Annotated in this window: 16 protein-coding genes; 12 read left to right on the forward strand and 4 right to left on the reverse strand. The window is 67.6% G+C overall.

Features of this window, described 5'->3' with window-relative positions; genetic code table 11:
* Positions 1 to 56: 56 nt before the first annotated feature.
* The 3 genes from AC07PF_RS32675 (at position 57) to AC07PF_RS32685 (ending at position 2,750) form a co-directional block, all read left to right on the forward strand.
* Positions 57 to 743, forward strand: coding sequence for a hypothetical protein (locus tag AC07PF_RS32675; RefSeq protein ID WP_494614690.1), 687 nt, complete (start codon positions 57 to 59; stop codon positions 741 to 743).
* Positions 744 to 829: 86 nt separating this feature from the next.
* Positions 830 to 2,200, forward strand: a complete 1,371-nt coding sequence (locus AC07PF_RS32680) for an MATE family efflux transporter (protein ID WP_494614691.1) — start codon at positions 830 to 832, stop codon at positions 2,198 to 2,200.
* Between the two features lie 199 nt (positions 2,201 to 2,399).
* Entirely contained in the window at positions 2,400 to 2,750 is a 351-nt protein-coding gene (locus AC07PF_RS32685; protein WP_007859264.1) for a hypothetical protein, read from the forward strand.
* A gap of 18 nt (positions 2,751 to 2,768) precedes the next feature.
* Here the strand turns inward: AC07PF_RS32685 and AC07PF_RS32690 are convergent, their stop codons facing one another.
* Positions 2,769 to 3,125 (reverse strand): hypothetical protein, encoded by a 357-nt coding sequence (locus AC07PF_RS32690; RefSeq protein ID WP_494614692.1) that lies wholly within the window; start codon positions 3,123 to 3,125, stop codon positions 2,769 to 2,771.
* 299 nt (positions 3,126 to 3,424) lie between these two features.
* Between AC07PF_RS32690 and AC07PF_RS32695 the strand changes: the two genes are divergently transcribed.
* The 3 genes from AC07PF_RS32695 (at position 3,425) to AC07PF_RS32705 (ending at position 5,332) form a co-directional block, all read left to right on the forward strand.
* Positions 3,425 to 4,354 (forward strand): hypothetical protein, encoded by a 930-nt coding sequence (locus AC07PF_RS32695; RefSeq protein ID WP_494614693.1) that lies wholly within the window; start codon positions 3,425 to 3,427, stop codon positions 4,352 to 4,354.
* A gap of 67 nt (positions 4,355 to 4,421) precedes the next feature.
* Complete coding sequence (locus AC07PF_RS32700; RefSeq protein ID WP_494614694.1) at positions 4,422 to 4,832, forward strand: nuclear transport factor 2 family protein; 411 nt, start codon at positions 4,422 to 4,424, stop codon at positions 4,830 to 4,832.
* The gene (locus AC07PF_RS32705) at positions 4,829 to 5,332 is read left to right on the forward strand and encodes a MerR family transcriptional regulator (RefSeq protein WP_494614695.1); all 504 of its coding nucleotides are present in this window, start codon (positions 4,829 to 4,831) and stop codon (positions 5,330 to 5,332) included. The genes AC07PF_RS32700 and AC07PF_RS32705 overlap by 4 nt, the downstream gene beginning before the upstream one ends.
* Before the next feature lie 15 nt (positions 5,333 to 5,347).
* Here the strand turns inward: AC07PF_RS32705 and AC07PF_RS32710 are convergent, their stop codons facing one another.
* On the reverse strand, positions 5,348 to 5,770 hold the full coding sequence (locus AC07PF_RS32710) for a GNAT family N-acetyltransferase (RefSeq protein WP_494614696.1): 423 nt from the start codon (positions 5,768 to 5,770) through the stop codon (positions 5,348 to 5,350).
* Between the two features lie 108 nt (positions 5,771 to 5,878).
* Between AC07PF_RS32710 and AC07PF_RS32715 the strand changes: the two genes are divergently transcribed.
* On the forward strand, positions 5,879 to 6,553 hold the full coding sequence (locus AC07PF_RS32715) for a hypothetical protein (RefSeq protein WP_494614697.1): 675 nt from the start codon (positions 5,879 to 5,881) through the stop codon (positions 6,551 to 6,553).
* A gap of 27 nt (positions 6,554 to 6,580) precedes the next feature.
* On the forward strand, positions 6,581 to 7,039 hold the full coding sequence (locus tag AC07PF_RS32720; RefSeq protein WP_007859276.1) for a DUF6713 family protein: 459 nt from the start codon (positions 6,581 to 6,583) through the stop codon (positions 7,037 to 7,039).
* 36 nt (positions 7,040 to 7,075) lie between these two features.
* Here AC07PF_RS32720 and AC07PF_RS32725 read toward each other — a convergent pair whose 3' ends face one another.
* Positions 7,076 to 7,288 (reverse strand): hypothetical protein, encoded by a 213-nt coding sequence (locus AC07PF_RS32725; RefSeq protein WP_145698164.1) that lies wholly within the window; start codon positions 7,286 to 7,288, stop codon positions 7,076 to 7,078.
* Positions 7,289 to 7,849: 561 nt separating this feature from the next.
* Between AC07PF_RS32725 and AC07PF_RS32730 the strand changes: the two genes are divergently transcribed.
* Together AC07PF_RS32730 and AC07PF_RS32735 are read left to right on the forward strand one after the other, a co-directional pair.
* Positions 7,850 to 8,065, forward strand: coding sequence for a hypothetical protein (locus tag AC07PF_RS32730; RefSeq protein ID WP_007859280.1), 216 nt, complete (start codon positions 7,850 to 7,852; stop codon positions 8,063 to 8,065).
* Positions 8,066 to 8,213: 148 nt separating this feature from the next.
* Entirely contained in the window at positions 8,214 to 9,161 is a 948-nt protein-coding gene (locus AC07PF_RS32735; protein ID WP_007859282.1) for a hypothetical protein, read from the forward strand.
* A 382-nt stretch (positions 9,162 to 9,543) separates the two neighbouring features.
* Here AC07PF_RS32735 and AC07PF_RS32740 read toward each other — a convergent pair whose 3' ends face one another.
* Positions 9,544 to 9,867: a hypothetical protein gene (locus tag AC07PF_RS32740; RefSeq protein WP_494614698.1), complete on the reverse strand. Its 324-nt coding sequence runs from the start codon at positions 9,865 to 9,867 to the stop codon at positions 9,544 to 9,546.
* Positions 9,868 to 10,120: 253 nt separating this feature from the next.
* On the opposite strand from AC07PF_RS32740, the gene AC07PF_RS32745 reads away from it, so the two are divergent.
* The gene (locus AC07PF_RS32745) at positions 10,121 to 10,294 is read left to right on the forward strand and encodes a hypothetical protein (protein WP_007859291.1); all 174 of its coding nucleotides are present in this window, start codon (positions 10,121 to 10,123) and stop codon (positions 10,292 to 10,294) included.
* Between the two features lie 115 nt (positions 10,295 to 10,409).
* The gene (locus tag AC07PF_RS32750; RefSeq protein ID WP_494614699.1) at positions 10,410 to 10,880 is read left to right on the forward strand and encodes a hypothetical protein; all 471 of its coding nucleotides are present in this window, start codon (positions 10,410 to 10,412) and stop codon (positions 10,878 to 10,880) included.
* The last annotated feature ends 132 nt before the right edge of the window (positions 10,881 to 11,012 follow it).

Below are 11,012 nucleotides of genomic sequence, written 5' to 3' on the forward strand. Positions count from 1 at the left end.
CGGTGGCTTCCTCCCCGTTCGCAACGCGCGCCGGACGCATCGCAGAAAGAACAGACATGAGACCATTTCATTCCATCGCTGGCGTGGCAGCCCTTCTCTTCACCAGCGTTTGCTGTGCGACCACACCGCTGAGGGACCAGATCGACAACGATGGCGTGTGGAACGTTGTGACGCCAAGAGACCAAGTGTCGCTTGACTTGCAGGAAAACGAGAAAACCCGGGAGATACGACGGCAGGAACGCTGCTCCGCCATCGGCGCGCCAAAAGGGAAATGGAGAATTGCTGACAGCCGCCTCTGGCTGGTTGCCCTGTTCAAGTGCGGTAGCGACATCAAGCTGGAGACCGTTTACGGCGGAACTGGCGAACCCATCTTTGCAGAGTGGATCACCGCCGACCTGGTAACCCAGCAAGGCAAGGGTCTGTGCAGACCTGCCGACGGTCTTTACATTCTGGAGGAGTCGATTTTCATCCGGGTGGAGCGCGGCATGGTCATGCAGACCACCCGCGTGAGCAACCGGAACCACCCAGCGATTCCGACCTTGGAAGTCCTGCGCAAGATTCTGGGCCCCCGTGATGCTCACTTGGCGGAGGAGCTGTTGCCCGATTGGCAGTGCCTGAGCGAGTACACCCTGAGGCGAGTACAAGGACAGGGCCCCGAAAACACCTCGGCCTCACCGGCACCGAAGGGCAGCACCTATGGTGAGTACCTGCACGACCACGCCAAGAAACTGATTGGCCAATAGATGCATTAGCCGGCCTCCCAATCGTTGCTTTCCCAACCGCAGAGTGCTTGCCCATCCGCAAGCACCCTGCCTACCATGGCCCTCCCATGCCAGCAGACACCAGCGCCACCCCGACGACGCCCTCCACCCTGCCCCGCCGCTTCCTGCGCTTCCTCGCCCCGCTGGTCGCCACCAACCTGCTCCAGGCCCTGGGCGGCACGGTGGTCACTATCTGCCTGGGGCAGTTGCTGGGCGCGCGGGCCCTGGCGGCGGCGGTCAGCTTCTTTCCGCTGTTCATGTGCTGCATCGCCTTCGTGATCGGGTTGGGCGCGGGGTCCTCGGTGCTGATCGGCCAGGCTTGGGGCGCGCGCGACCCGGACAAGGTGCGCCGCGTGGCAGGCGCCGTGCTGGTGGGCGGCCTGGCCTTGGGCTGCGGGGTGGCGGTGCTGGGCGCCACGGTCATTGGCGAGCTGCTGCGCCTGCTGGGCACTGCAGACGATGTCCTGCCCGAGGCGGTTTCCTATGCGCGCGTGCTGTTCCTTGCGATGCCGGTGCTGTTCGTGCACCAGCTGGCTGCGGCCTTGCTCCGCGGGCTGGGTGACACGACCACGCCGCTGCGTGTGCTGGTGCTGGCCTCGGGCCTGTGGATGCTGCTCACGCCGGCCTTCATCCTGGGCGGGCTGGGCCTGCCCCGGCTGGGCACGGCCAGCGCGGGCTGGGCCAGCCTGATCGGCAATGGCGTGGCCGTGGCCTGGCTCGCATGGCACCTGCAGCGCAAGGACCACCTGCTCGCCTTCAGGCACCTGCTCCCGCACCTGCGCTGGGATGCGCCCCTGCTCGGCACCGTGGTGCGGCTGGGCGTGCCCACCGGCCTGTTCTTCATCACCAGCTCGCTGGCCGATGTGATGCTGCTGCGCCTGGTCAACGGCTACGGCTGGCAGGCCACGGCGGCCTGGGGCACGGTGAACCAGGTGATGGCCTATGTGCAGCTGCCGGCCATGTCAATCGCCATCGCTGCCTCGGTGTTTGCGGCCCAGGCCATTGGCGCCAACAACCCCGACGAGGTGCGCCGCGTGACGCGCGTGGGGCTGTTCATGAACCTCGCGCTGACCGGCGGCCTGGCCCTCATCGTGGCCATCGCCTCGCCGCTGGCCACCCGCTTGTTCACCAGCGACCCGGCCGTGGTGGGCCTGGCCGCCAGCGTGCTGCGCATCACGGTGTGGGGCAGCCTTGCCTTCGGCATGGCCAGCGTGTTCACCGGCGTCATGCGCTCGGCCGGCACGGTGCGGGTGCCCACCACCATCTCGCTGTCGTGCCTGGCATTCTTGCTGGTGCCGCTGGCCCATGCCCTGCAGCAGCGGCTGGGTCTGCAGGGTATCTGGGCCAGCTACCCGCTGACCTACCTGTGCGCACTGGTACTGCAGGCGACCTACTTCTACACCGTGTGGCGCAAACGGCCGATGACTCGGCTGGTGTAACAGCCAGGGCGCCCCTTACCAGCCAACCGGCTGGTGCCGGGAAGGCCGCCGGAAAGTTCCGCGCCCATCGCGCAAAGAAGGCCTGCTTCCTCGGTGTTTCACCCGGCAATGCGGGAAGCTGGCCCGGCCCACAATGGCGTTGGTCGCAAGCCAATCCCGACACAACCCTGCCTCCTTGCCCACTTCTGGAAACACCACCGTGCGCCGCCACGCCCTGACCCTTGCCTTTGTCCTCTGGAACCTCCTGGGGTCCGCCGCCCATGCCCGCGACCGGTGCCGCGGGGATTGCCAGAGCGCCGGCCTGGCGGTGCTGATCCTGGTGCCCCTGCCCTTCATCTTTGCCTACTTCTGGGGCCGCAAGAAGGACGGCCCTGACCTGGGCCAGTTGCTGGCCTACGTGATCCAGAGCGGCGCGATCGGGCTGTGCGCCGCTTACCTGCTGCAGGGCATGGGGGCGCCACGCTGGGGCACGTGGATGGCGCTGGGCGCCGTGCAGTACGGCGTGTTCGCGGCCCTCGTCCACCCCCGGCGCCATGCGGTTGCCCGCTGAGCGCAGGCCTGCCGGCCCTCAATCCCGAAACCAGATCCTGAACGACACGTACAGCGCGTACGCCAGGAACAGCACCATCCACGCCAAAAAGAACACGTTGCCCCAGTACTGGCCCGCCTGCTCTGCCAGGGTATAGACCTGCCCGCGGCAGCCCTTGCCGACGCACTCGATCTGCCCCTGTACCAAGGCACGCAGCAGGCCAAAGCCCAGAAAGCAGGTGATGGCCGCGCACACCACAAAACCTACGGGCCCCAGGGGCGGCTTGGCGATCTCGTCGTTCTCGTCACGCAAGCCCTGGGCGAGCAGCTTCTGCCCGTAGCGGTAAGCGGCGTACCCGAGCAGGAGCATCAGCGCGTAGTACAGGGTGGCGAGCATGTCGGTTGGTGGGCCAGGAAAAGTGCAGCAGGATCGTGCGTTGCCAGCGATGGTAGCCGAGCACCCTGGCGGCCTGCAGGCCAGGCTGCGGGGTGGGCAGTGCTGCCCATTCCGGGCGCGGCCGCCGACAAGCCGCCGGCACGGACATGCGCGTCGGCCCGAGGACTTCATCCTCACCTCACACAGGTCCGCAACACTCCATGCAAGGCCCCACCGCGGCCTCTTCAGGACCGACAGGCCGGGCACTGCACGGCCTGTCCCCGCATGAGAGCAACACCCCTTGAACCTAGCAACCTCCCGTGCTGCCACCCGCAGCCACCCCCCCCCGCGCATGGCGCCCCGCAAGCTGCGCGCTGGCCGGGGTGCTGTGCATCCTGGTGTCCACACTCACCGCCTGCGGGCAGGTGGATGACGAGGCCCTGACGAGCAAGGCGCGCACACGGGTCGACGTGGGCCTGCTGGCCAGCGACATCCATGTCTCCATCGCGCAGCGCCCCCTGGTGCTGCCTTTCGTGGCGCTGGAGGAGCACGCCCGCCAGGGGATGTCCTTCTCACTCGACCGCAAGGGCGACCGCCAGCGCGCAGCCGATGCGCGCCAGCAGTTCCTGCGCGATTCGGCCAACCCCGGCCAGCCCCTGCCGCTGGACAGCCTGTCCGTGGTGGTGGACACCTATGGCTGGAACCATTCCGAGCTGGGCCAACCGCCGCTGTGTGCGCTGCTGACCCGCGAGTGGGCGCGCGCCGTCTGCGACAACCCCTGGGCCTCCACGCGGCAGGCCTTGCCTTACAACCGCCTGCGCCTGCTGGACCTCAGCCGCCTGCGCACCACGGGTCCAGGCCGCCAGGCCGAGTGCCGCAACGGCACGCCGCCGCCCCGGGCCCTGCCCACCGAACCCGGTCAGGCCGTGCTGCTGTGCAACGCCATGGTTTACGGCGGGCGCGAGGACCAGTCCCACCATGCGGTGGTGAGCATCGATGGTGACCTGGGCGCCCTGTGGACCGTCTGGAACTACGGGCAAAACGGCGAGACGGCCGAAGCCATGGCGCAACGTGAGGGGCAGGCCATCGCCCATTTCGTGCAGCACGCGCTGGGCCCGCGCGAGGACTTCGCCGCGCTGCAGGCCCGCATGTGCCGCCTGCGCCGGCCGGACTCGGCGGACCACCCCCATGGCCCCGACTGCGGGCGCGGGGCACGCCGGCAGTCGGTACAGCGCAACCCCTCCACTTGACATAGAGTGCACTCTAGCTCGCCCAATCACGGCTCCAACCACTTTTCCATCGTTCTGGAGCCGCACCATGCAAGCAAACAAGGCACTCATGCAAGCCATCTTTTCCGAACTGGCACAGGGCAACGGCCGCCCGCTGGTCGATGCCATGGCCGACGATTTCTGCTGGACCTTCAAAAGCGAAGGCCCCTGGCGCGGCAGCTACCGCGGCAAGCAGGCGGTGCGCGAAGAACTGCTCGGGCCGCTCATGGCGCAGTTCGCCGACCGCTACACCAACACGGCCCAGCGCTTCATCGCCGAAGGTGACCACGTGGTCATCGAATGCCAGGGCCGCGTCACCACCAAGGCCGGCCAGCCCTACCACAACCAGAACTGCTACGTGTGCCGGCTCGAGGGCGGCCAGCTCAAGGAGCTCACCGAGTACATGGACACCGCGCTAGCCCAGACCGTGCTGGCCCCGCCTGCGAGGCCGGGCACATGAGCGGCGGCGACATCCAGGGCGGCCGCAAGCACGGCGAAGGCGCCCTGTTGCGCATTGGCGAGCTGGCGCAACGCAGCGGCCAAAGCGTGCACGCCATCCGCTGGTACGAAACCCAGGGATTGATGCCCAACGTCGCGCGCGATGCCGCGGGCCGGCGCGTCTACCATGCTCGGCACCTGGACTGGCTGCAACTCATGGACCGGCTGCGCCGCACCGGCATGTCGATCGCCGAAATGCGCGAGTACACGGACCTGGTCCGCCAGGGGCGCACCAGCCTGCGCCAGCGCAAGGACCTGCTGCTGGCGCACCGCGTGCGCGCCCAGGCCACCATCGCCGAGTGGCTGCAGGCGCTGGAGCTCATCGACGGCAAGATCGCCTTCTACGACGAGTGGATCGGCACCGGGCAGCCGCCACCGATGCTGCCGCACGAGAAGGCGGGCCCGGCAGCTCTGGCAGCGCCTGCGGGTGCGCCCCAGCGCCGCCGTGCACGCAAGGCCTGAGCAGCAGCGAAAAAATCAGACCAGCGTCTTCTTCATGAAAAAGCGCGAGAACCCTGTCGGAAAATCGGGAAGCTCGCCAAAGCACACGTAGCCCAGGCGTTCATAGAACGCCCGGGCCTGGAACTCGAAGGTGTCCAGCCAGGCGCCATGGCAGCCGCGGGCCAGGGACTCTTCCTCGGCCATCTGCAGGAGCCTGCTTCCCAAGCCCTGGCCGCGCAGTGGCTCCGGCACCACGAGCAGCTGCGTGAACAGCCAGCCATAGGCCGTGTAGCCCCACAGGCCACCGATGACGGCGCCCGCGCCGTCATTCACCTGGATGACCAGGGGCCGCCCCTGGCTCGGCCCCGCCCGGCTGTCGTTGTAGGCCACGAGCGGTACGAGGATGGATTTTCGGATGTCTTCGTTGGCGACATCGGTGACTGCCAGTGTGTATTCCATGCTGCCTGCAAGCAAAAAGCGGTTGGTCAAGGTCGATGGCAATATAGCCTGCACCCCTCATTTCCTGGCTGGGAGGTGGCGCACAGGCGATATATTGCGGGCAGCCCCATGCCCACCGACACCCCCTACCGCCCCCACCTGCGCCGCACCGGCCTGGCCCTGCTCGTCGTGGGTGGCATCGATATCACCGCCTGGCTCATCTGCCTGGCGTTCGACGTGCCGTATGTGTCGAGCTTCAACATCTTCTCGGTCGCCGGTGGCATCTTCCTGTTGCGCGGCAGCCTGCGCGCAGCCTCCATCGTGCGGCGCATGGCGATGTCGATGCTGGCGCTGTTGGCCGCCGTGGTGCTGGTCTCGCCGCTGCTGCAGCCCCCGGGGCTCACGCTGGCCATGGTCAAAGCCCATGCCGGGCTGGCCGCACTCGGCGGCGTGCTGCTGGTCTTCACCGTGGTGCTGATGGCCTGGCTCGCGCGCGAGCTGGGGGCGCCCCCCGTGCGGGCCGCCATCGCCGCGGCCGGGCTCAAGGTGCGCAGCACACGCTGGCCCATCGCCATGGGCGTGGGCATCGCGCTGCTGCTGGCCGCCATGGGCACCGCGCTGCAGCACACCGATGCGGCGGCGCGCGCCATCCGCGAAGCCCGCGCCGCCAACGGCGATGGCTACCAGTACCACCTGAGCCTGATCCAGGCCAAGGAAACCCCCGCCGGGCGCGAGATCACGGGCACCGTGTCGGCATGGAACGAGCATGAACTGCGGACCCTGCCCTTTTCGTGGCGGCAATAGGAGCGGTACCACGGCCGATGCGTGAGAATGCAGGCCACCCTTGCCACCGTGCAAGGCCTGCCCTGCGGCTTCTCACCCCACCCCCTGCTGATGATCACCCTCAACCGCATCGCCGTTCTCGACATCGCCCTGGTCTTTGCCCACCAGGGCGACGCGGCCTACTGGCATGAGTGGGAGATGTTCGGCCTGCCCGGCGGCATACAGCTGTTCAACGCATTCAACGTGCTGGTGTTCGTGCTGGTGCTGGCCCTGTTCATTCCGGTGATCCAGCGCCGGCGTGCGGGCTGGCGTTGCTCCCTGGCCATTGCGGCGCTGTGCGCGTCGGTGCTGCCCATCCACGCGGGGTTTGCGCTGGCCGGGTTCGACCAGTTCCACCTGCCGGTCTCCATCGCACTGATCGGCGCCACCTTCGTGGCGGCCGTGGCGCATGGGGTGCTGACCTGGCGCGCACGGCCGGAGTTCGCTGCCGCGCACATGGCGGGCTAGCCCGGGCGCACCCGGTTGTCCTGGCCGCACGTTCCGCTAGTGCCCCGCGACTTCCTCGCGCAGCACCCCATGGGTGTCGCACTGCTCCTCCAAGTCGTCCATGGCCTGGGCGGCCTGCTCGGTCGGGTAGTTCAGGCGCACCACCAGGAACTCCTCGCCGCTGTCGTCCAGCACCTCGTGCTTGCGCCCTGCGCCCAGGGCCTGCCAGACGAGCACGACGCTCATCGCGTCCGTGGTCGCGCTGATCATGGTGCTGTGCGATTCGCGCCCATCGCGCGTGAATCTGAAGGCGGCTGACGACATTGGCATACGGGGCTTGGGTCCCTGGATCTTCTGCTCTGAGCGATGCCCAGATGGCCCCATGGTAGCAACACCCGACTGGCCGGGTGTCCAACAATGCCTGCGCGAAGAGTAAGCCATTGGTAACAGGCGCCCCGCCCAAAAAAGGGCCCGCTCGGCGGCGGGCCCAACTCGCGATGGTCACGAGGGAGAGACGCCGATCCGGGGTCCACAGCACCCCTCACGGCGCAGCCATCGTAGTGGGCCGCCGGTGGCCACGCATGTAGGACGGAACCCCAAGCTTTTTGCGCCCGTTTCGCGGCCCGCAGCATGCTGCAAACCATTGCGCCTGCTTACATTTCGCATGCCGGCGCACCCCCTGGATACAGCCTGTGCATCTGCTTACCGGGGTGGGTGTTTTTCCGACCGGCGCATAGGACAAGACCTACAGGGCAGCGCCCCGTGGCGCCCAAGAATGGACCCACACACGGTCGTCGTGTGCAATGTTTTCACCTCAACAGGAGAACGTGTATGCCAAAGAACAACCCTCAAGGCAGCAGCAACCACCCGAACCAGGACGACAACAACAATAGCCTGCAGCGCAAACCTGCGGGCGAACGTCAGCAGGAGCAAAGCACCGGAAGTTCGGGCAGCCGCCAGCAGGGCCAGCCAGGCCAGCAGAGCAACGAGGCCAGCCGCCAGCAGGGTGAGTCGTCGAACCAGCGGCCCCCAAAGACCCAACACTAAAGCCCAGTTTCTGCGGCCCGCACCAGTCCAGCACAGGAGGGGCGCCATCACGCCCTCCCGGTGCGCAGCGGCGTGCGGGCCGCAGTTCCCGAGCACCGCCGCGGCACCCGCCGCCCGCCCCTCCCTGCACTCCCCAAGGAGCAAGACAATGGGATACCGAGACAGTGACGACAGTGGCTTTTCGCGCCACGGCATGAACCGCGACAACGACCACCCCGATGCGCTGCAGCATGCATCGCAACGCCCCTACCGCTCAGGCTACGACCACCCCGACCTGGACCGCGACGAAGACCTGCGCACCAGCCATTCCATCCCCGCAGACGCCTTGCGCGCGGGCCACAACGAACCAGCCCATGGCAGCCGCCGCGATGGCCCGGGCTATCAGGGCCCGCGCAGCTGGGAAGGCCGTGACCGCTACGCGCAGGGCCAGGGCAGCTACCGCAGCGAACACGACACCGGATACGGCTACGGCGCACGCGCCCCCGACATCGGCGGATACGATCCCTACGGGTCGGAACAACGCCACCGCCAGCAACAACAGCATGGCGCCGGCAACTACGGCCCCGACGACCGCGCCCGCCTGAACCGCCCCGAAGGCTGGGCCCGCGAAGGCTATGGCGCCTACGACCGTGACCAGCAGGGCGGCGGCGCGCATGCATATGGCAGCCGCCAGGGCCGCAGCTACGGTTACGGCTACGACGGCCGGCCCGATGGCGGCCCCCCATCGCGGTGGGATCACCGGCAGGAGGGCTATGGGCCTGCAGGCTATGGCAACGACGACCGCTACCAGAGCAACGCCTACCCGCAGCAGTACCGCAGCCAGCAACGCCACGACCCCGACTACGCCGCCTGGCGCCAGGAGCAGTTGCGCCTGCTCGACGAGGACTACGAGTCGTGGCGCACCGAGCGCTACCAGAAGTTCTCCGACGAGTTCAACACTTGGCGCAGCACACGCAGCCGCAACGAAGGCCTGCGCGGCTCCAACCAGTCCGACCAGACCATCTCGGCCAGTGGCAAGAACCAACCGGGCAGCAGCAACAATGCGGGTACACCCGGCGCAGGCAGCACGGCGCCCTCGGGCAAGACCAAGGACTGATCACCGGGTAGACAGACAGGCGTCGGCGGTTTGCAACCCGGGCCTGTCCACCGCACTCTCGACCAGGGAATGCTTGGTGGCATTGCAGCAGCGGCGCCGGAGGCCTCACGCATCGACAGGCCTGGCGACCCATGCAAGGCACCACCCTACCCCGCCGTGCCAATCAAGGCGCGCCGCGCTCGGAACCCTCCATCCAGCGCACAGCAGCCAAGTGCCACGCGGGGCCAGGGCATCAGCCCCCTTTTCGACCATGCCGTGGGCAGGCCCGGGTTCTTCTTTTCCTTCTTGGTTGCCGGGCCGTCGCGCCTGCTGCAGCCTTCGGCGACAAAAAAATGGCCCCTGTGCGGAGCCATTTACCGTGCCTGGAGCGCCCCGGCACCGCTCACAGCGGCCCGAGCCCGCTGTCGGTGGCATCGTGCTGCCGAGGCAGCCCGCCAGGCGCCTGCGGCGTGGGCAGCCAGCGCGGAAACAACGATGTCGGCAGAAAGTGGAAATCCCGCTCCGGGTAGGCCTTGCGCAGCGCCGCGCGCCCTTCGGCCGTGATGGCCAGCACTTGGGCGCTTTGCAGCGTGCCCCCCACCTCGGGCAGCACTGCCTGTACCAGGTTCGCCGCAGCCAGCACGCGCACGCAGTCGATGCCCCGGGCGTCATCCACCGTTCGAGGCAGTTCGCCTTGCGACAGCTCGAGCATGAACTCCATCGGCATCAAGGGCTCCCTGGTGAAGCGAGCCATTGTGGGGCCACGCAATGCAATTCGCAACGTATTACACAAAAAAGAAACGACTGCCTGTGCTGCACTGCGCATGGCCCCGCTGTTCTCCGGTCCGGCAACGACATGCGGGCCTGTCTGACAGCGCACGCGCCCCTTTTCGCGCGAACATCGCGGTAACTTGCCTGCCACCACGCCCTGCCGCCCCGTAGAGTCCTGTCTTTCCAGCCCCTCCCCGAAAGCCACCACCATGCCGATCTCCTTTCCCGCGCTGCCGCTCCTGCAGGTGCTGATGCTGCTGCGGCAGTGGCTGTCCAGTGCCACCCACCCCATGGGGCCGGTGGACCCCGTGCCCGAGCCCCGGCCCGGCAACCCCTTGCCGCCCGAACCCGTGGGGCCGCACCCCACGCCGGAGCCGGTGTAGGAAAGCAAGGCAAGGCAAGGCAAGGCGAAGCCACGGCCCGGTGTTGTTGTGCAATTGTTTGATTGCGCTCCCCCAGGAGGGAACGCTACGATGTTTCGATGACCCGGAGCACCCCATGCGATTAGTGCTTGCCTACCCCGAGGACGCCGACAGCGCAGACAAGGCCGCCATGGCCGAGCAGGCCGCGCTCGAGATCTGCGCGGCCGCGCACGTGCACCCTTACATGGCTTGGCACGACTACTCCCTGGTCCACTCCGGCCTGAATCTGCCCTCCTCGGCCTTCGCCACGGCCGAGATCGCCGGCGCCTTCGTCTGGATCGAGGCCATCGCCGCCGCGCAGGAGTTTCTGAACCCGCCCCGGGGCGCCAAGGTCGAGATCGACGTGGTCTTCGAACCCGGGGACGAGAGGCCCCCGGCGGTGCTGTACGGGCCCGGCAGGGCCGTGCTGCGCGACCACCTGTACCTGCAGATGTGCCTGGCCCCGCGCCAGTTGGCGAATGCCGTGCCGCCACCGCCGATGGATGACGAGGGATCTGGACCTGTGCCGCTGGGCTTGCGGCAGGAGTTGAGTTTCGAGAGTGAGTGAGCAGCGGGTGGGTTGATATAGGTGCTGACGTGCTTCTTTTGAGCGCCTTGCCTTTGTTGAGGGCGGAGGCCGGGATGTGCGCCCGGCGGCGCAGTAACTTTCTCTTGCGTCGCCAAGAGAAAGTCACCAAAG

This window comes from Acidovorax sp. GW821-FHT10A04 (genome assembly GCF_059415825.1).

What these genes read in the sequence shown, in the direction of transcription:
- AC07PF_RS32675 (WP_494614690.1), top strand. Translation starts at nt 57, where the DNA reads ATGAGACCATTTCATTCCATCGCTGGCGTGGCAGCCCTTCTCTTCACC.
- AC07PF_RS32680 (WP_494614691.1), top strand. Translation starts at nt 830, where the DNA reads ATGCCAGCAGACACCAGCGCCACCCCGACGACGCCCTCCACCCTGCCC.
- AC07PF_RS32690 (WP_494614692.1), bottom strand. Translation starts at nt 3,125, where the DNA reads ATGCTCGCCACCCTGTACTACGCGCTGATGCTCCTGCTCGGGTACGCC.
- AC07PF_RS32700 (WP_494614694.1), top strand. Translation starts at nt 4,422, where the DNA reads ATGCAAGCAAACAAGGCACTCATGCAAGCCATCTTTTCCGAACTGGCA.
- AC07PF_RS32705 (WP_494614695.1), top strand. Translation starts at nt 4,829, where the DNA reads ATGAGCGGCGGCGACATCCAGGGCGGCCGCAAGCACGGCGAAGGCGCC.
- AC07PF_RS32710 (WP_494614696.1), bottom strand. Translation starts at nt 5,770, where the DNA reads ATGGAATACACACTGGCAGTCACCGATGTCGCCAACGAAGACATCCGA.
- AC07PF_RS32715 (WP_494614697.1), top strand. Translation starts at nt 5,879, where the DNA reads ATGCCCACCGACACCCCCTACCGCCCCCACCTGCGCCGCACCGGCCTG.
- AC07PF_RS32720 (WP_007859276.1), top strand. Translation starts at nt 6,581, where the DNA reads ATGCAGGCCACCCTTGCCACCGTGCAAGGCCTGCCCTGCGGCTTCTCA.
- AC07PF_RS32725 (WP_145698164.1), bottom strand. Translation starts at nt 7,288, where the DNA reads ATGATCAGCGCGACCACGGACGCGATGAGCGTCGTGCTCGTCTGGCAG.
- AC07PF_RS32730 (WP_007859280.1), top strand. Translation starts at nt 7,850, where the DNA reads ATGCCAAAGAACAACCCTCAAGGCAGCAGCAACCACCCGAACCAGGAC.
- AC07PF_RS32735 (WP_007859282.1), top strand. Translation starts at nt 8,214, where the DNA reads ATGGGATACCGAGACAGTGACGACAGTGGCTTTTCGCGCCACGGCATG.
- AC07PF_RS32740 (WP_494614698.1), bottom strand. Translation starts at nt 9,867, where the DNA reads ATGCCGATGGAGTTCATGCTCGAGCTGTCGCAAGGCGAACTGCCTCGA.
- AC07PF_RS32745 (WP_007859291.1), top strand. Translation starts at nt 10,121, where the DNA reads ATGCCGATCTCCTTTCCCGCGCTGCCGCTCCTGCAGGTGCTGATGCTG.
- AC07PF_RS32750 (WP_494614699.1), top strand. Translation starts at nt 10,410, where the DNA reads ATGCGATTAGTGCTTGCCTACCCCGAGGACGCCGACAGCGCAGACAAG.